The following is an 18,698-nucleotide window of genomic DNA, read 5'->3' on the forward strand; positions in this document are numbered from 1 at the left end:
AATTTCGGCATACCGAAATCGTTCCCGTTGAGGAGCCGTGCAGTAGTGGTGTGCCGCGAAGCGGCGGGATGGTTGCCGCAGAACCGTTACGGCCTGTGGCAACTCGAAGAACTTACACGATCCTATGGGTGCGGCACGACTTGGGGGCACGTCTGTGATGGTTCGAGCTATGCCGGACCACCGGGCCGCCGGACCACCAGGTCTCTGGGGCACCCACAGGGCAGGCGCATTCCGGTGATCTGTCCCGAGTCAGCGCCCTCGTAGCGGTAGGCCGGCGGCGAGGGGGACCGTGATGGACGCCTCGAGCGTTGGTGCAGTCCTCCTCTTCCGCCGGCGGAAGAGCTGGGGCAGGCAGACGAGGGCACCGCCTGTGACGCCACAAGGGCCGCTCCCAGACGTACGACCTCAATTGGACGGTTTGCTCCCTCTCACCCGCCGCTGGCGAGCAGGATGTGACCAGCACCGTCACCTCGCCACCGTCAAGGTCCGTGAGTCCTGCTGAGGACCCGCAACACCGCCGTTCTTCCCTGTCATTGGGGGGCTGGGAGTCACATCCGAGGCAGGCACCATGCGGGCAGCGCCGCCCGCAGTCGCAGACCCAAGGGGGGTCCATGTCCAACCCGTACAACGCCCGGCAGCCCGTACAGCCGCCGCCCATGCAGCCGCCCGCACCCCGCCGGCCCGACAGCCGCGCGCTGCACAAGCGCAAGCGCGTCTGGGCCGGGGGCGTGGTGCTGTTCTCCGTGGCCACGGTTCTCGGCGGCGCGTCCGCCGAGGACCAGAAGGCCGCTGCTGCTCCCGCGCCTCGCCCCACGGTCACCGTCACCGTGACCGCGTCACCGAAGCCTGCCCCGACCGTCACCGAGACGGTCACCGCCAAGCCCAAGCCTCGTCCGACGGTGACCGTCACCAAGCAGGCCGCCGCCCCTGCCGACGACAGCAGCAGCGGAGGCAGCACGAGCGGCGGAGGGGGCAGCACCTACTACTCCAACTGCGCTGCCGCCCGCGCCGCCGGAGCCGCGCCCGTCCGCCGAGGAGACCCCGGCTACGGCGCCCACCTCGATCGTGATGGCGACGGCATCGGCTGCGACTGGGGGTGATCCCATCCGCTGTGCCCCGGCACCGTGCCGGGGCACAGACGTCGCCATGTCACGGGGACGCCCCCGGCCGGGCCTCCGCCACTGGGCCGGTTCACCTGTTCCGCAGGGAACCCGGCCCCTCTCCTTTGCGGGAACGAGGGGCTCTACCGCGTGAAGTCGAGTTCATCGTCGAGGAGCTCCTCGTCGCTCAACTCGACCATGAACTGATGGCCTTCAGGGTCCGCCATCGTCACAGACCGGGGATCGCCCGGGGAATCGTGGAGAAACGCGGCCCCGAGGCGAACGAGCCGTTCGACCTCGTCGGCGAGTGTGCCGCACAGTGCCCCGACGCTGAGGAACGGGCCGCCGTCCGGAACCGACTGGGCCACCGCTTGGGTGAAGTACAGGGCCTGCGGCTCGTTCCCTTCGACCATCTGCAGGTGAAGGCCGTCACTGCCGTCAATCACCGGGCGGAGCAGCACCCCGCCCCAGAACCGGGCAAGTGCGGCAGGATCCTGGCCCGGGATGGTGAGGCGCCGTAAGTGGGTCGTCATCCAACCGACGATAACCGCGCACGTGCGGCGACAGCTGCGTGCTCCGTCGCCCTCGTCGGGCAGAAACCTGCAATCGACCGGATCGCGGCTGCCGACCATCAACAACGCCCGGTCGCCGCCGAAATGAGCGAGATACCCCCCGTAGCGCCCACACCGCACATCACGCACGTCACCCAAACCCGCAGGTCAGGCGCCCTTTGTTGCCTTCTCCAGGATGACGACGCACTCCACATGATGCGTCATCGGAAACAGATCGAACGCCCGCATCCGCCGCGGCACATACCCCGCATCGGCGAAGTACTTCAGGTCGCGGGCGAGGGCTGCCGGGTCGCAGGCCACGTAGGCGATGCGGCGGGGGGTGAGGGAGGCGAGGTGGGTGACGGTCTTCTTGCCTGCGCCGGCTCGGGGCGGGTCGAGGACGACGAGGTTGACGTCGGTGATGCCGGTGCGGGGGAGGACCGCCTCGACCTTGCCGTGTTCGATGCGGACGCGGTCGAGGTCCTGGAGGTTGTGGCGGGCGTCCTCGACGGCGCGCTTGCCGGATTCGATGCCGAGGACGGCGCCCTTGTCGCCGACGCGTTCGGCCAGTGCGCCGGCGAAGAGGCCGACGCCGCAGTAGAGGTCGAGGGCCATGTCGCCCTTCTTCGGCATCAGGCCCTGCATGACGGCCTCGACCAGGAGGTCGGCGGCCTTCGGGTGGATCTGCCAGAAGCCGCCGTCGCCGACGCGCCAGGTGCGGCCCGCGGCGCGTTCGCGGACGAAGGGGCGGCCGTGGACGCGGTGGACCTGTTCGTCCTTCTCGCCGATGCGCTGGACGGAGACGGGCTTGTCGAGTTCGACGATCGGGAGGCGGCCGCCTGACTTGGGGGTGAGGATGACCTGGCGGTCGTGGGAGCCGGTGGCGGCGATCGCCTCGACGGTGGCGATCTGCGGCCACTCACGCTTCTCGATGCCCAGTTCGGCGACGCCCGGGGCCGCGATCATGCAGTGGGTGATCGGCTCGACGTCGTGGGAGCGGTGCTTGCGCAGGCCCGCGTGGCCGTCGGCGTCGACCGCGTACTGGACGCGGGTGCGCCAGGCCGGGACCTCGCCCTTGGCCACCTTGTCGCCGGGGGCCGGCTCGACCGTGCCGTCCCAGTGGGCTTCCTCCGGTGAGAGACCGGCCAGTCGCGCCAGCTGCTCGGCGATGACCGCGCCCTTGAGGCGGCGCTGGGCGCCCGGTGCGGCGTGCTGCCAGTCGCAGCCGCCGCACTTGCCGGGGCCGGAGAAGGGGCAGGGTGCCTCGACGCGGTCCTTGGACGCCTCGATGATCTCCACGGCGTCGGCGCGCAGGAAGCGGGCGCCTTCCTCGCCGTCGGTGATGCGGGCGGTGACCCGCTCACCGGGGAGGGCGTGGCGGACGAAGAGGACCTGGCCCTCTTCGGTGCGGGCGACGCAGTGGCCGCCGTGGGCGACCGGGCCGACCTCGACCTCGTACTCCTCGCCGACCAGCGACTTCTTCGGTTCTGTCTGCATGGCGGGCGGGGCTCCTGGGGTGGGGGGCGTAGGACGAGCGACGGCCGGCCTCCGGGCGGGAGGCCAGCCGTCAAGTCTACGTCCCATGGCGGGGTGCGCCTTACTTCTTGGTGGCGGCCTTCTCCTTCTTGGGCTGGGCGGCCACCGGGCCTCGACGCACGGCGCCGGGGGCGTTCCAGTCGGCGCGCTTGCGGGCCCGCTTCTTGGCGGCCTCGGAGGAGTCCAGCTGCCAGGGCACGGAGGTGACCATCACGCCGGGCGTGAACAGCAGGCGGCCCTTGAGGCGCAGGGCGCTCTGGTTGTGCAGCAGGTGCTCGTACCAGTGGCCGACGACGTACTCGGGGATGAAGACCGAGACGGCATCGCGCGGGCTCTCCCGGCGCAGCGACTTGACGTAGTCGATGAACGGGCGGGTGATCTCGCGGTAGGGGGAGGCAAGGACCTTGAGGGGGACCTCGATGCCGCGTCGCTCCCACTCCTCGCGGAGCGCCTTGGTGTCGGCCTGGTCGACGTCGACGCTGACCGCCTCGAGGGTGTCCGAGCGCATCAGCTTGGCGTAGTTCAGGGCCCGCAGGGTGGGCTTGTGGAGCTTGGAGACCAGGACGATCGAGTGCACGCGGGAGGGGCGCACGACGTCGTCGTCGGGGGTCTCCTCGGCGGCGATCTCGTCGGCGACCCGGTCGTAGTGGCGGCGGATCGCGCTCATCGTGACGAAGAAGATGACCATGCCGAGCAGGGCCACCCAGGCGCCGTGGGTGAACTTCGTCAGCAGGACGACGACGAGCACCAGGCCGGTGAAGGTGGCGCCGAAGGCGTTGATGGCGCGCGAGCGGTGCATCCGGCGGCGCTTGGCCGGGTCCTTCTCGGTCAGCAGGTGGCGGTTCCAGTGCCGGACCATGCCGATCTGGCTGAGCGTGAAGGAGACGAAGACGCCGACGATGTAGAGCTGGATGAGGCGGGTGGAGTCCGCGCCGTAGAGGTAGACGAGGACCATCGCGGTGCCGGCCAGCAGGACGATGCCGTTGGAGAAGGCCAGGCGGTCGCCGCGGGTGTGCAGCTGGCGCGGCAGATAGCGGTCCTGGGCGAGGATCGAGCCGAGCAGCGGGAAGCCGTTGTACGCGGTGTTCGCGGCCAGGAAGAGGACCAGGGCGGTGGCGGCGGCGAGGATGACGAAGAGGAACGAGCCCTTGCCGAAGACCGCCTCGGCGACCTGGGAGATGACCGGGTTCTGGGTGTAGCCGGAGCCGATCGGCCTGCCGTGGTCGAGGAGGTCCTTGGCCGGGCTCTCGGCCATCTTGACGTGGGTGGTCATGGCCAGCGCGATGATGCCGCAGAACATGGTGACGGCCAGGCCGCCCATGAGGGCCAGCGTGGTGGCGGCGTTCTTGGACTTCGGCTTGCGGAAGGCCGGCACACCGTTGGAGATCGCCTCGACGCCGGTGAGCGCGGCACAGCCGGAGGAGAAGGCGCGCAGCAGGAGGAAGATCAGGGCGAAGCCGGCGAGGCCGCCCTGCTCCGCGTGGATCGTGTAGTCGGCGGTGGGGGCCTTCATGGTGTCGCCCATGAACAGGCCGCGGAACGCGCCCCAGGCGATCATGATGAAGACGCCGGCCACGAAGATGTACGTGGGGATCGCGAAGAGCTTGCCCGACTCCTTGACGCCGCGGAGGTTCATCAGCGTCAGCAGCACGATGATCACGAGCGCGCAGAGTGTCTTGTGTTCGACGACGAAGGGGATCGCGGAGCCCAGGTTCTCCACTCCGGAGGAGATGGAGACGGCAACGGTCAGGACGTAGTCGACCAGCAGGGCGCTGGCGACGGTCAGACCCGCCTTGGGACCGAGGTTGGTGGTCGCCACCTCGTAGTCGCCGCCGCCGCTCGGGTAGGCGTGCACGTTCTGCCGGTACGACGCCACGACGGTGAACATCAGCACCACGACCGCGACCGCGATCCAGGGGCTGAAGCTGTACGCGCTCGCACCGGCGACGGACAGGACGAGCAGCACCTCGCCCGGCGCGTAGGCCACGGAGGAGAGCGGGTCGGAGGCGAAGACGGGGAGTGCGATGCGCTTGGGAAGCAGGGTCTCCCCGAGCTTGTCGCTGCGCAGCGCGCGCCCGATCAGGATCCGTTTGGGCACGTCGGTCAGTTTGGACACGCAGAGGATGCTAAGCCTTCGTCAAGGCCCGCGCCCACCCGCCACCCGCACGGGTGGCCGCGGCGGGGTGTACCCCGGCGGGCCTGACCTGCACGGTGCCGCCCCCGAGCGCGCCGCCCGCACACAATCCGCACGTCACGGACACAGATGGCCCGTAGGCGCCCGGTGCGCGCGGGTCGCGTGGCGTTCGTCACGGCCCGGCTGCGGGGCGCCTGGTCGCCCCCGCCGGGCGTCGGCGGGGGTCGGGCTCGGCCCCGCCGGGCGCCGGCGGTCGGGGCCGCCGGGCCAGCAGATCGCCCAGCCCCTGGCGGGTGGCGGCGAGGAGGACCCGGTCCTGAGGACGCAGGACGTAGCCCTCCCCCAGGTCGTGGGCCAGGTGCGCCGGCTCGCGCTCGGCGGCCTGCGGGGGGCTCTCGGCGGTGTCCGTCGGGGGCTCGTCGGGCGCGGAGGTGTCGACGGCGAGGACCCGCAGGCGTCCGGGCCGCAGTACCTCGGCGACCGTACGTCCCTCCAGGGCGGCATGGCCGCGCACCTCGACGCGGGCGACCAGCAGCACCCGGCGCTCGACGGGAATCGCCCCCAGGATCTGCCGCCCCATCATCGCGCCGGCGAAGGCGGGTGCCGCCAGGAACGACGTGCTGCGGCTGCGGGTCAGCGCGTGCGGGTGCGCGGCGCGCAGGGTGCGGTAGACGGCGGTGGCGAACCGGTCGTCGAACAGCCGCAGCGTGACCCGCAGCCGGGGCTTGACCGAGCGGGCGTAGAGAGCAGCCTCCAGATTGGTGGTGTCGTCGCTGGTCAGGGCCAGCAGAGTGTGGGCCCGCTCGACCTTCGCCGCCTCCAGGACGCCCTCGTGCGTGACGTCCCCCAGGACGGTCGGCACCCGCAACCGGCGGGCCAGGGAGATGCCCCGCGCCTCGGGATCCCCCTCGATGCACACCACCGGGATGCCCAGCTCGTGCAGTCTGGTCAGCACCCGGGTGCCCACCTTGCCGAGCCCGAGCAGCACCACGTGCCCGGACAGCCCGCGCGGCGGACGGCGCAGCGCGGAGGCGCTGCGGAAGGTGCCCAGCCCCTCGAACGCCGCGGCGACCAGGACGGGCAGGAGCAGCAGTCCGGTGAGTCCGGACAGCAGCTGGATGATCTTGCGGGGCAGCGGCTCGTCGAGAGCCGGATCGTCGATGGCGAAGAGGTCGAGCAGGGTGAGGTAGAGGGCGTGCACCGGCGTCTCCTCGGTGGTGAGGGTGGCGGCCACGGCCAGCGCCAGTACCGCACCGACGATGCCGAGCAGCGACCAGCGCAGCCGCCGGGAGAACAGCGAGGCCAGTGGCGCGCCGCGGCCGCGCAGCAGGCGGGGGCGCACCGTCCGCCCCGGATAGGAGACGGTCTCCAGGACGACGGTGCCGCGCCCGTCGGCCGCCCCGGCCGCCGCGTCGTCGGGGAGCAGCACCGGGCCCTCGTCGCCGGCCGCCGAACCGCGCGGCGGGGCCGTGCCGTCGGCGACGGGCGGGCCGGTGGCGGAGGCCGGCTCGGTGGCGGAAGCCGGCTCGGTGGCGGAAGCCGGCTCGGTGGCGGAGGCGGAGAGCACCGCCAGGGTGCACAGGCCGGGCTCGCCGGGTCGTCCGGGCGGCACCGGCGGGCGCTCCACGGCGCGCAGCAGCAGTCCGTCCGCCTCGATGACCTTGCTGGTTCCGGCGACGGCGGTGGCCGCCAGCGCCGGCGCCACGGTGTCGGCGTCGGACAGCACGGTGGTGGAGGCGTCGACGGCCTCGGTGTCCTCGCCGCCCGGGGACGCGACCGTCGCGGCCTGGTCGAGCAACGCCTCCAGGTGCTGGCCCAGTTTGCGGTTGTAGAGCCGGATCACCAGCCGCAGCCGGGGGTTGAGGCGGCGGGCGCGCAGCGCGGCGTGGATGTTGAGTTCGTCGTCGTCGTAGACCAGCGCCAGCGCGCCCGCCTCGGCGATGCCCGCCGCCGTCAGCGCGGCGTCGTCGGCCTCCGCCGACTCCAGGATCCGCACCGGCTCCTCGGGGCCGTCGGCGTCCGCCCCGGTGGACTGCGCCGGCTCGTTCGGCGGCTGCGGCTGCGGCGCGCGCGCCACCGCCGCCGACACCCGTCCCAGCAGCGCCGTGGCGCGGTCGAGGGCACGGGCCGGCGGCGGGATCCGGGGCCGGTGCGGCTCCCGGGCCGAGGGGACGACGAGCGTCACCCGTTCGCGGTAGACGTCCTGGAGCTCCGCGGCGAGCCGGTGCGCGAGCGCATCGTCGCCACAGACCACCATGTGCGGGGTGGATGAGCCCTGTTGGGGCTGCTGAGGCAGGTTGGGCACACCTCGTAGCGTGCCTTACGGGCGACGCGGAGCGCAGCCCGGCGCGAACCGGCGGCGCATCGCCGGTCCGACCCGGCGCAGGATCGGTGCCGACCGCGCCCCTTACCGGGCACCGCAATACGGCTACGGTTGTACCGGACCGCGCTGCGCCCAACGCGCCCGTTGGCGCGTACGCGGTCCCGGTAGCGAGCAGTGGCCTCGTGACCGCGAGCAGTGGCCGCGTGTCGCCGGCACTCGGAGAAGAAAGTAGTGAGCAGGGTGTTTGGGCAGGTCAGCGCGCTAATTCAGGGCACGGGGTAATCAGCATGCACATCGTCATCATGGGGTGCGGTCGCGTGGGCTCCGCGCTCGCGCAGACCCTGGAGAGCCAGGGGCACACCATCGCGGTGGTCGACCAGGACCCGACCGCCTTCCGTCGCCTGGGCTCGGGCTTCGGCGGCCGCCGGGTGACGGGTGTCGGCTTCGACCAGGACACCCTGCGCGAGGCCGGCATCGAGGAGGCGGGTGCCTTCGCCGCCGTGTCCAGCGGCGACAACTCCAACATCATCGCCGCCCGGGTGGCCCGCGAGATGTTCGGCGTCGAGAACGTCGCCGCCCGGATCTACGACCCGCGCCGCGCCGAGGTCTACCAGCGCCTCGGTATCCCCACCGTCGCCACCGTCCGCTGGACGGCCGACCAGATGCTGCGCCGGCTGCTGCCCTCGGGATCCGAGCCGATGTGGCGGGACCCCAGCGGCGGCGTCCAGCTCGCCGAGGTGCACACCTCACCGACCTGGGTCGGCCACAAGATCAGCACGCTGCAGGAGGAGACCGGCGTCCGCGTCGCGTTCCTCACCCGGCTGGGCGAGGCGACGCTGCCGACCTCGCAGACGGTCCTGCAGGAAGGCGATCTGGTGCACGTCATGATGCGCACCGACGACGTCGAGAAGGTCGAAGCGGCATTCGCCACGGGCCCCGAGGAGGCGCACGCATGAGGGTCGCGATCGCGGGTGCGGGCGCGGTGGGTCGTTCCATCGCCGGGGAGCTCCTGGAGAACGGGCACGAGATCCTGCTCATCGACAAGGCGCCGACCGCCATCTCGGTCGAGCGGGTGCCGCTGGCGGAATGGCTGCTGGCCGACGCGTGCGAGATCACCTCGCTCGACGAGGCCGCGCTGCAGCGCTGCAACGTCGTCATCGCGGCGACCGGCGACGACAAGGTCAATCTCGTCGTCTCGCTGCTCGCCAAGACCGAGTACGGCGTGCCCCGGGTGGTCGCCCGGGTCAACAACCCCAAGAACGAGTGGCTGTTCAACGAGTCCTGGGGTGTCGATGTCGCGGTCTCCACGCCGCGCCTGATGTCGGCCCTGGTCGAGGAGGCGGTGAGCGTCGGCGATCTCGTACGGCTGCTGCGCTTCAGCCACGGCGACGCCAACCTCGTCGAGCTCACGCTGCCCCCGGAGGCGGCGCTGGCCGGCACCCGGGTCGGCGATGTGGACTGGCCCGAGGACACCTCGCTGGTGACGATCATCCGCGGTACGCGGGTGCTCACGCCCAACAAGGAGGACGCGCTGGAGGCGGGCGACGAGCTGTTGTTCGTGGCCGCCCAGTCGCGTGAGGAGCAGCTGGAGGACCTGCTGTCGGTCCGGCGGACGGACGCCTAGGGACGCCGCCTCCCGCACGGACGCCGGGGCCCGGGAACCGCTTGGTTCCCGGGCCCCGGCGTGTGCTGTCGGTGTCAGCGGCGGTGGCGCGGTGCGCCCTGCGGGCGCTCGACGGCCTCGGTCACGATGTCCTGGTGGATGGCGTCGGCGACGTCCTCCAGCACGCCGTCCTCGGTGCGGCGGCGTTCCGCGGCCGCCTTCTGCGCCTTCTCGCGCTCCTCCTCCGCCTCCATCTCGGCGAAGACGTCGATCGGCGCCGGGGCCTTCGCCAGGAAGACCCAGGTCAGCCAGACCGCGAGCAGGAAGGGCGGGATCTTGAGCGCGACCAGCACCCAGCCGAGCTGCGCGGTGTCCGCCCACCAGTAGAGGGGGAAGAGGATCGCGCACTTGGCGAGGAGGATCAGTCCCCAGGCCCAGCTGGCCTTCGCGTATGCCTTCTTCCGGCCGGGGTTGCGGGTGCGCCAGGAGAGGTTCTCCTTGAACACCGGCCCGAGGATCAGCCCGATCAGCGGGACGCCCACGAGCGTGGTGACGATGTAGGCGACCGCCAGCCCGAGGGTGTAGAGCATGCCGGGCAGGTAGAAGTCCTTGGCGTTGCCGGTCATCATCGCGAAGACGACGCCGAAGGCCACGCCGAAGACGCCGCTGAAGGCGTGCTTGACGGTGTCCCGGCGGATCAGGCGGACGGCGGTGAGCACCAGGGAGACGGCCAGCGCGGCGATCGCCGAGATGTGCAGGTCCTTGTTGACCGTGAAGATCGTGACGAACAGCAGGCCGGGGAGAACGGTCTCCACCATGCCGCGTACGCCGCCGAACGCCTCGAAGAGCGCCTTCTCGGTCACCGCTCTGCCGTCGGCGTCCGGGGCGGCGCCGGAGCCGGACGCGGCGCGCGTGTCCGCAGCGGACGCGCCGTCGTCGTCGGTCGGTCGGTCGGTGGTCGGTCGGTCGTAAGACGTCACCGGCTACTACTCCTGTCCGAGCGGTCGGAGTTCGTACTTCGGGTTGAAGAGCACCCGGCGTCCGTGACTCATGGAGACCCGGCCCGAGGCGATGAGCTTACGGCCCGGCTCGATGCCGACGATGGAGCGGCGGCCGAGCCACACCACGTCGAGCGCGGCGGAGCCGTCGAACAGCTCCGCCTCCAGCGCGGGCACACCGGCGCGCGGCCGCAGGGTCACATGCCGCAGGGTGCCGGTGACCTTGACTATCTGGCGGTCGTCGCAGTCGCAGATACGGGTGCACCCCGTGGCCTGCGTGTCCTGCTGCAGCTCGGCGCTCTGCAGTTCCTCCTCGGAGGAGGACAGCCTGTCGAGCATCCGGCGAAAGCGACCGGCCGGCTTCTCGGATCGGGTCCCAGCACTCATATCCCCAGCGTACCGGTGCGCCGCCCGGCGGATCACGGGTCGTTCGCGCTCTTCCGTGCCGCCGCACCGCGCCGGCTCACCGCGCGGCCCCGTCGCGGGCTCTCCCCGCACGGTCACCGCGCGGACTCACTGCTCGAAGCGGTACCCCATACCGGGCTCGGTGATGAAGTGCCGCGGATGCGACGGATCGCTCTCCAGCTTGCGGCGCAGCTGGGCCATGTAGACCCGCAGATAGTTGGTCTCCGTGCCGTACGAGGGCCCCCACACCTCTTGGAGCAGCTGCTTCTGGCTGACCAGACGGCCCTGGTTGCGGACCAGGACCTCCAGCAGGTGCCACTCGGTGGGGGTGAGGCGGATGTCCCGGCCGCCGCGGTTGACCTTCTTCGCGGCCAGGTCGACAGTGAAGCCGTCCGTCTCGACGATCACCTCGTCCTCGGCCGGTCCGGTCGGCTCGGCGCGGCGTACCGCGGCCCTCAGCCGGGCCAGCAGCTCGTCCATGCCGAAGGGCTTGGTGACGTAGTCGTCCGCGCCCGCGTCCAGGGCCTCGACCTTCTCGTCGGAGGTCTGCCGCGCCGAGAGCACCAGGATCGGCACCCGTGTCCAGCCCCGCAGCCCCTTGATCACCTCGACCCCGTCCATGTCGGGCAGGCCGAGGTCGAGGACGACGACATCGGGGTGGCGGGCGGCGGCGAGCTTGAGGGCGGTGGCCCCGTCGGGGGCGGCATCCACTTCGTACTTGCGCGCCTTCAGGTTGATCACGAGGGCACGGACGATCTGCGGCTCGTCATCGACCACAAGCACCCGGTTCACTGGCGTTCTCCCATGTGGTGGCGGTCTGTGGGTCCCCGCCGGGCCTGGCCCGCGGGAGGGATGAGGGGGGTGGCCGGGCTCATGTGACGGCCTGGGCCGGAAGGTCGGGGCGGACCGGGGGCCGGCCGGCCGCGACCTTGAGTGTCAGGACCATGGTCATGCCGCCGCCGGGGGTGTCCTCGGCGGCGAGCGTGCCGCCCATCGCCTCGGCGAAGCCGCGGGCGACGGCCAGGCCCAGCCCGACGCCGGCGCCGCGCGGCGCGTCCCCGTAGCGCTGGAAGGGCTCGAAGATCCGGTCCTTGGCGCTGTCCGGGACGCCCGGGCCCCGGTCGGCGATGCGCAGCTCCACCCGGCCGCCGAGCGCGCTGGCCGAGACCAGCACCGTCTCCCCGTCCGGGCTGTATTTCACGGCGTTCTCGACGAGGTTGGCGACGGAGCGCTCCAGCAGCCCGGGGTCGACGGCGACGATCGGCAGCTCCTCGGGGATGTCGAGGACGACGCTGCCCTCCGGTACGCCGCCGAGCGCCATCGGCACCACCTCGTCGAGGTCGATCTCGCGGATCAGCGGGGTGACCGTGCCGGTCTGCAGGCGGGACATGTCCAGGAGGTTGCCGACCAGGTGGTCGAGCCGGTCCGCGCCCGCCTCGATGCCCGCCAGCAGCTCCGCCTCGTCCGCCTCGGACCAGGCGACGTCATCGGAGCGCAGGGAGGTGACCGAGGCCTTGATGCTCGCCAGCGGGGTCCGCAGATCGTGGCTGACGGCGGCCAGCAGCGCCGTCCGGATCCGGTTGCCCTCGGCCAGCTCCCGGGCCCGTTCCGCCTCGCCCACCAGCCGCTGGCGGTCCAGTACGACGGCGGCCTGGGCGGCGAACGCGGCCAGTACCCGGCGGTCCTCCGCGGGCAGCACCCGCCCGGTCAGCGCCAGCGCCATGTGGTCGCCGACCGGCATGTCGACATCGGCGTCCTCGGGCCGCAGCAGCGGCTCACCGGACTTCGTGTCCCCGGAGCGGCCGGCGCACGTCCACGGGGCGACGTCGTCGGTGCGCTCCAGCAGCGCCACGCTGTCCATCCCGAAGGTCTCCCGGACCCGCTCCAGCAGGGCGTCCAGCGTCGTCTCGCCGCGCAGCACGCTGCCCGCGAGGAAGGAGAGGATCTCCGACTCGGCGCGCAGCCGGGCTGCCTGGTGGGTGCGGCGGGCGGCGAGGTCCACCACCGAGGCGACGGACACCGCCACCGCGAAGAAGATCACGATGGCGACGATGTTCTTCGGGTCGCTGACCGTGAGGGTGTGCGTGGGGGGCGTGAAGTAGAAGTTGAGCAGCAGCGAGCCGGCGGCGGCCGAGGCCAGCGCCGGCAGTTGCCCGCCGAGCAGCGCCGCCAGGACCGTCAGGAAGAGGAAGAGCAGGACGTCGTTGGCCAGTCCCGGCCCGTTCGCGATGCCGGTGAGCAGCACCGCGAGCAGCGCCGGACCGGCCACACCGACCAGCCAGCCGGCCAGGATCCGGGCCCGGCCCAGTCGTGCCCCGCGGGCCACCGGCAGCCCCCGGCCCTTGGCCACCTCGTCGTGCGTCACGATGTGCACGTCGAGGTCGGGCCCCGACTCTCTGGCGACGGTGGCTCCGACGCCCGGACCGAAGATGTACTGCCATGCCTTGCGGCGGCTGGAGCCGAGCACGATCTGGGTGGCGTTCACCCCGCGTGCGAACTCCAGCAGGGCGAGGGGGATGTCGTCGCCGATGACGTGGTGGAACGTACCGCCCAGGTCCTCCACCAGCGTGCGCTGGACGGCGAGTTCCTTGGGCGAGGCCGAGGTCAGACCGTCGCTGCGGGCGATGTAGACGGCGAGCACCTCGCTGCCGGAGCCCTTGGCGGCCATCCGGGCCGCGCGGCGGATCAGGGTACGGCCCTCGGGGCCGCCGGTCAGCCCGACCACGATGCGCTCACGCGCCTGCCAGGTGGAGCGGATCGAATGCTCCGCACGGTACTCCTGCAGATACTCGTCCACACGGTCGGCGACCCACAGCAGCGCCAGCTCGCGCAGCGCGGTGAGGTTGCCCGGCCGGAAGTAGTTGGACAGGGCGGCGTCCACCTTGTCGGACCGGTAGATGTTGCCGTGCGCCATCCGCCGGCGCAGCGCCTGGGGCGACATGTCGACCAGTTCGAGCTGATCGGCGCGGCGGACGACTTCGTCCGGCACGGTCTCCTGCTGCCGCACCCCGGTTATCGACTCGACGACGTCCCCGAGCGACTCCAGGTGCTGGATGTTGACCGTCGAGATCACATCGATCCCGGCCGCCAGCAGCTCCTCGACGTCCTGCCAGCGCTTGCCGTTGCGCGACCCGGGGACGTTGGTGTGCGCGAGCTCGTCGACCAGCGCGACGGCCGGGCGCCGCTCCAGCACCGCGTCGACGTCCATCTCGGTGAACGACGTGTCGCGGTAGTCCAGCTCCTTGCGCGCGATGTTCTCCAGCCCGTGCAGCATGACCTCGGTGCGGGGCCGGCCGTGGTGCTCGACGAACGCCACCACGAGGTCCGTTCCCCGCTCCACGCGCCGGTGCGCCTCGGACAGCATCGCGTACGTCTTGCCGACGCCCGGTGCCGCGCCGAGATATATCCGTAGCTTGCCGCGTGCCATGGCCCCATTGTCTTACGTGAAGGCCGCCCCCACCGGGCTGGACCTGTGGCGACCTTACCGACCCCACAGGGGGACAAAAGCGGCAGGTGGCGGCTGTGCGCCCGGTCTTGACGCGACTCTGATACGCGGGCGGTCACGGGCTGCCGCACGGGCCGCGGTGCGCGAACCACCGGGCGCCGCGTTGCGGCTGTGCCGCGGGCACGGGCGGCACCCTGGGGCGTCGGGGTCCGCGGGGACCGGCGCCGCCGGGGCTGTGACGCGGCCATGCAGAGCGCCGCCGAACGGGTGATTCGCGGGGCCTGTGACCTCGGCAGCCCGGGCGCCGCGGGCGGGATCGCGGACCGCTGAGCGGCCCGCGGCCGGCAGCCGGGCCGCTCGCCCTCCGCCCCTCTCCTCCGCCCCTCTCCTCCGCCGCCCGCTTCTCCGCTCGTGGCCGACGGTCAGTACCCGCCGGTCTGCGCGGCGGCGTGACTGACCGGGACGGTGTGCGTCACGCAGCCGCCGTCCTCGGTGAGCACGTGCAGCAGGAAGCCGGTGGGCTCATGGACGTAGCCGATCGCCCGGTCCGCGCGCAGTGCGAGGTCGCTCTGCCGGTACGTGCTGGGCGCGACGGCCAGTGTGCTGCCCCCGAACGCCGCCACGACCGGCCGGTGGACGTGCCCGGCCAGGACCCGTACGACCTGCGGGTGACGGGCGATCACCGCGCCCAGCTCGGTCCCGTCCCGCAGCCGCATCGCGTCGAGGAACGGGATGCCGAGCGCCATCGGCGGATGATGCAGGCACACGAACGCGGGAGCGTCCGGCCTGCGGGACAGCTCGTCGTCGAGCCACGCCGGCCGCTCGGGTCCGAGCTGCCCGGCCGGGGACCCGGTCAGGTGGGAGTCGAGCGCGACGACGGTGAGTCCGTGGTGGTCGACGACGTAGTCCGTGGCGTCGGTCTGCCCGAGGAAGGGGCTGTCGCCGAACACCGCGACGAGGGCTTCGGGGTCGTCGTGATTGCCCGTCACGAGATGGACCGGCAGCGGAAATCCGCCGACCACCTCGCGCAGCGCCGCGTACTCGTCCAAGCGCCCGCGATCGGCCAGATCCCCGGTGATCACGACGCACCGTGGCCGGGGGTCCAGTGCCAGCACCCGCCCCAGCGCCCGGTACAGCCCGGCAGCCGGCTCCCCCGCCAGCGCGCCCGTGGTGATGTGCGGATCACTGATGTGCGCGACGGAAACGACCATGGGGCGACAGTTCCCCGGAGGCGACGCAATCACTCGCCCTCGCCTGTCCGTTGTCGCCCCGGGCGGGAGCCGCCCGCGGGCCCCGCTCAGCGGGCGGGGGTGGCTGCGCCTTCGGCGGTGGGGGCGGGCGCGCTGCCGGTGGGCGGATGGCCGGCGCCGGACGGCCCGGGAGGCGTCGCGTTCCGCCGGGCGGGGGCGGCCGCGTGCACCCGGGGGCGGGTGGTGACGGCCGAGAGCACCAGGGCGACGAGCATCAGCGCGGTCGAGGTGAGCGGGAACCAGCGGTCGCCGAGGACGGTGAGCGCGAGGCTGCCGATGCCGCCCCCGCCGGCCACCCCGAGGTAGAGAGCGCTGCTGTTGAGAGAGATCAGCAGCGGCGCGTTGGGCGGGTCGATGGATGCCAGGTGGTACGGCAGCGCGACGACGACGGCCCAGCCGGCCAGCGGGGCGAGCGCGGCGTAGATCAGCGCGCCGGGCAGGGTGGCGGCGGCCCAGGGCAGGGCGAGGTACATCGCCGCGGCCAGGCCGCCGCCGCTGAGCAGCACGGCGCGTACCCCCAGCCGGTCGACGGCCCGGCCGCCCAACCAGCTGCCGGCAACCGAGGCGACGCCGGTGACCAGCATGATCAGGCTGAGCCGGCCGGCGTCCCCGCCGGTGGCGGGGCGCACCGCGGTGCCGAGGTAGATGTAGACGACGTTGATGGCCAGGAAGAACGTCAGGGTGGTGGCTGCGGCGCCCAGGACGCGCCGGTTGCGCAGCGGCGCGAGGCGGTCCCGCAGGGCGGGCGCCGCGGTGGGAGCCGGGAGGCCGCGCAGCAGGAGGGCGAGGCCGAGCAACGCGGCGGCCCCCAGCGCCACCACCAGCCACATCGTCAGCCGCCAGTCGGCGCGGCCGAGGTAGGTGCCCACGGGCACGCCGAGCGCGGTGGCCACCGTCATGCCGCCGAGGACGGTGGCCAGTGCGCGGCCGCGCCGCTCGGGCGGTACGAGTGTGGTGGCCACGGCGTTGGCGGTCGGGGTGTAGAGCGCGGCGCCGGCCGCCGCCAGTACCCGAGTGGCCAGCAGTAGGGGGTAGTTGGGCGCGACGGCGCTGAGCGCGTTGGCCACGGTGAAGACGGTGAGAGCGGTCAGCAGCACACGGCGGCGCGGCCACCGGGCGGCGGCGGTCGCCAGCACCGGGGCGAGCACCGCGAAGGCGAGGGCGAAGACGGTGACCATCTGACCGGCCGCCGGAACGGAGATGCCCAGGTCGCGGGCGACCAGGCCGAGGATGCCGGCCATGACCATGGAGTCGGTGCCCACGGCGAAGGTGCCGAGGGCCAGCAGCAGGAGACGGAGACGCACAAGGGTCCTTCCCGGTACGGATACGCGAGACCGAGTAAGTTTGATGTGCGTCAAACAATAGCCATTGTTTGATGAGCATCCAACGGTTTCGAGAGGAAAACCGGAGGAGAAATAGAGTGTGGGGGTGAGCGACGGAAGGAGGCCGTGGTGAGTGACGGCGCTACGGGTGACGGCGAGGGCGTACTGCAGGAGCAGCCGGAGACCGCGGAGATCGAGCTGGTGAAGGTGTTGCATGCGCTCGGCGACCCGACCCGCCTGCATCTGCTGCGGACGTACGCGAGCGGGGAGCAGTACGACTGCTCGTCGGAACGCCTGGGCCTCGCCCACCTGCACAAGTCGACCGTGTCGCACCACATGCGGATCATGCGGGAGGCGGGCATCACCTCCGCACGCGTGGTGGGACGCAACCGCTATATCCAGCTACGCCGCGCCGACCTCGACGCGCGGTTCCCCGGACTGCTGGACGCGCTGCTGCAGCCCCTCGAGGACGAGGCGCTCTAGCCGCTCCCCGGCCGGCCGGCCGAATCGTCGGTGAGCCGGGCGGCCGAAGCGAGGGTGACGACTCCCCCGCCTCCGCCGCACGCGTCGGCAATCGCAGCAGCCCGCAACGCGCCCCGGGTGTGACCGGATTCAGCTCGGGTTCTCCGCGTGGGTGAGCGTCTCCCAACCGACGAAGAGGTTGTTGGAGCCGGCCGGCCGCTGTCGTGCGGTCAGCTTCTCGGTGTTGGCCATCTCGTAGTGCATCCGGTTGTGCAGCGCGTTGTAGCCGACCTCGGTGACGGGACCCAGGCCGCGTTTGACGCTGCCGCCGCACAGCCAGGACGGCGGGGCGGTACCCAGTTCGTAGGTGGCCTGGAAGCCGAGTGCATGGCGCAGCCGGTCGGCGACCGCGGGGTAGAGGTCCTGGCCCTGGAGGCGGCTGGTTTCGGCGATGTGCGAGAGGGCCGAGAGGCCGTATCCGGTGTGGGTGAAGTCGCGGCAGGTTTCCTGGGTGAGGCCGTCGACGAAGGTGGACTGGCCCTGCCAGTACTTGATGACCTTGTCGCGGGTGTTCAGCCCGCTGTCCGGCGTCGTCCTGGGCAGATCGCCGTCGGACTTCAGGTAGATGTACGCCGGCACCCGGGTCCGGAACGTGGCGATGGCCTTGTCGTAGGCGGCCTTGTCCTCGATGAAGACGGAGATGCCGACGGCCGCCTCCATCATGCTCAGCTCCCAGTTCCCGTTGCTGTGGGACCCGTTGATGACCTTGGGGAGATAGACGTCGCGCAGCATGCCGGCGAAGCGGTCGACGCGGTCCTTGGGCCAGCCGTCGTACGTGTAGCGGATGATCTCGGCGGCGCGCGGCCAGGTGGACCCGGCCCAGCCGGTCTGGAGCGGGGCGTTGCTGTTGGTGTGGTCCTTGATGGTGCCGGACCAGGCGTCCATGATCTGTATCGCTTTGTCGGCAAACCTGCTGTCGCGGGTGAGGTACCAGGCCAGCGAGAGGGTGTAGGCGGCGAGGGCGTCCTCGCGTTCGTCGGTGCAGCCGTGGTCGGGGTCGGAGTACGAGCCGCACTCGACGACGGCACGCGGCTTGGGGGTGCGCGACAGCGACGCGTACTTGCTCGCCATCATCGTGTCGTAGGCGCCCTTCCAGGGCTGGGCACCGGAGTTGACCTTGCTGCGGGCGAGGTCGAGCCGGCCGGTGCCGACGAGGACGCCGGGGTGAGTGAAGGCGGACGGTGCCGCGGAGGACGGGGCGCCGGTGAGCAGCCCCGCGGTGAGGGCGCCGAGCAGGGCGCCGGCGACGAGGATGAGCTTTCTGCGCATGGGGGGTGGACCTTCCTGTCGAGATGCCCGGTGGACGGGAGTTGCTCTCGCCCATGGAGTGCTCTCGCACATGGATTGCTCTCGTACACGAATTGTTCTCGTACATGAACGACAGGCGTTGACGTGAACACCTGTGATGGCTGGCGAAGCTATGGCCAAGCCACCCCGGCGTCAAGACCCGCCGGCGACTTCCACCGCCCCACGCGCTTTCGACACCCGCCGTCGACGCCCGCCACCGAC

General features: G+C 71.9%; 15 protein-coding genes. 4 read left to right on the forward strand and 11 right to left on the reverse strand.

The features are described from left to right. The first annotated feature begins 611 nt into the window (after positions 1 to 611). Positions 612 to 1,100 (forward strand): excalibur calcium-binding domain-containing protein, encoded by a 489-nt coding sequence (locus ACGFML_RS37760; RefSeq protein WP_393550433.1) that lies wholly within the window; start codon positions 612 to 614, stop codon positions 1,098 to 1,100. Between the two features lie 143 nt (positions 1,101 to 1,243). On the opposite strand, the gene ACGFML_RS37765 is transcribed toward ACGFML_RS37760, so the two are convergent. The 4 genes from ACGFML_RS37765 to ACGFML_RS37780 all read right to left on the reverse strand — a co-directional run bounded on the left by ACGFML_RS37765 (position 1,244) and on the right by ACGFML_RS37780 (position 7,578). Then, positions 1,244 to 1,801: a VOC family protein gene (locus tag ACGFML_RS37765; protein ID WP_393550466.1), complete on the reverse strand. Its 558-nt coding sequence runs from the start codon at positions 1,799 to 1,801 to the stop codon at positions 1,244 to 1,246. An 18-nt stretch (positions 1,802 to 1,819) separates the two neighbouring features. Beyond that, a complete protein-coding gene (locus tag ACGFML_RS37770; protein WP_393550435.1) occupies positions 1,820 to 3,148 on the reverse strand; it encodes a class I SAM-dependent RNA methyltransferase in 1,329 nt (442 codons plus the stop codon). 100 nt (positions 3,149 to 3,248) lie between these two features. Next, positions 3,249 to 5,303, reverse strand: a complete 2,055-nt coding sequence (locus ACGFML_RS37775) for an APC family permease (RefSeq protein ID WP_393550437.1) — start codon at positions 5,301 to 5,303, stop codon at positions 3,249 to 3,251. Positions 5,304 to 5,493: 190 nt separating this feature from the next. Further along, positions 5,494 to 7,578 (reverse strand): NAD-binding protein, encoded by a 2,085-nt coding sequence (locus ACGFML_RS37780; protein WP_393550468.1) that lies wholly within the window; start codon positions 7,576 to 7,578, stop codon positions 5,494 to 5,496. 353 nt (positions 7,579 to 7,931) lie between these two features. Here ACGFML_RS37780 and ACGFML_RS37785 point away from each other — a divergent pair, with 353 nt between their 5' ends. Next, entirely contained in the window at positions 7,932 to 8,600 is a 669-nt protein-coding gene (locus tag ACGFML_RS37785) for a potassium channel family protein (RefSeq protein ID WP_393550438.1), read from the forward strand. Beyond that, complete coding sequence (locus ACGFML_RS37790; RefSeq protein WP_393550440.1) at positions 8,597 to 9,268, forward strand: potassium channel family protein; 672 nt, start codon at positions 8,597 to 8,599, stop codon at positions 9,266 to 9,268. Before ACGFML_RS37785 ends, ACGFML_RS37790 begins: the two co-directional genes overlap by 4 nt. Before the next feature lie 74 nt (positions 9,269 to 9,342). On the opposite strand, the gene ACGFML_RS37795 is transcribed toward ACGFML_RS37790, so the two are convergent. The 6 genes from ACGFML_RS37795 to ACGFML_RS37820 form a co-directional block, all read right to left on the reverse strand. Continuing rightward, positions 9,343 to 10,227 (reverse strand): DUF3159 domain-containing protein, encoded by an 885-nt coding sequence (locus ACGFML_RS37795; RefSeq protein WP_393550442.1) that lies wholly within the window; start codon positions 10,225 to 10,227, stop codon positions 9,343 to 9,345. A gap of 6 nt (positions 10,228 to 10,233) precedes the next feature. Beyond that, the gene (locus tag ACGFML_RS37800) at positions 10,234 to 10,632 is read right to left on the reverse strand and encodes an OB-fold nucleic acid binding domain-containing protein (protein WP_362711830.1); all 399 of its coding nucleotides are present in this window, start codon (positions 10,630 to 10,632) and stop codon (positions 10,234 to 10,236) included. Between the two features lie 126 nt (positions 10,633 to 10,758). Beyond that, positions 10,759 to 11,442 (reverse strand): response regulator, encoded by a 684-nt coding sequence (locus ACGFML_RS37805; protein WP_393550444.1) that lies wholly within the window; start codon positions 11,440 to 11,442, stop codon positions 10,759 to 10,761. A gap of 79 nt (positions 11,443 to 11,521) precedes the next feature. Further along, positions 11,522 to 14,077, reverse strand: a complete 2,556-nt coding sequence (locus tag ACGFML_RS37810) for an ATP-binding protein (RefSeq protein ID WP_393550445.1) — start codon at positions 14,075 to 14,077, stop codon at positions 11,522 to 11,524. 440 nt (positions 14,078 to 14,517) lie between these two features. After that, on the reverse strand, positions 14,518 to 15,306 hold the full coding sequence (locus ACGFML_RS37815; RefSeq protein WP_393550447.1) for a phosphodiesterase: 789 nt from the start codon (positions 15,304 to 15,306) through the stop codon (positions 14,518 to 14,520). A gap of 86 nt (positions 15,307 to 15,392) precedes the next feature. After that, a complete protein-coding gene (locus ACGFML_RS37820; protein ID WP_393550449.1) occupies positions 15,393 to 16,649 on the reverse strand; it encodes an MFS transporter in 1,257 nt (418 codons plus the stop codon). Between the two features lie 147 nt (positions 16,650 to 16,796). On the opposite strand from ACGFML_RS37820, the gene ACGFML_RS37825 reads away from it, so the two are divergent. Next, positions 16,797 to 17,150: an ArsR/SmtB family transcription factor gene (locus tag ACGFML_RS37825; RefSeq protein ID WP_393550450.1), complete on the forward strand. Its 354-nt coding sequence runs from the start codon at positions 16,797 to 16,799 to the stop codon at positions 17,148 to 17,150. A 129-nt stretch (positions 17,151 to 17,279) separates the two neighbouring features. On the opposite strand, the gene ACGFML_RS37830 is transcribed toward ACGFML_RS37825, so the two are convergent. Then, positions 17,280 to 18,458, reverse strand: coding sequence for an alginate lyase family protein (locus ACGFML_RS37830; RefSeq protein ID WP_393550452.1), 1,179 nt, complete (start codon positions 18,456 to 18,458; stop codon positions 17,280 to 17,282). Between the last annotated feature and the right edge of the window lie 240 nt (positions 18,459 to 18,698).

Origin of the sequence: Streptomyces sp. NPDC048650 (genome assembly GCF_043199095.1) — a bacterium.
Classification (GTDB): Bacteria; Actinomycetota; Actinomycetes; order Streptomycetales; family Streptomycetaceae; genus Streptomyces.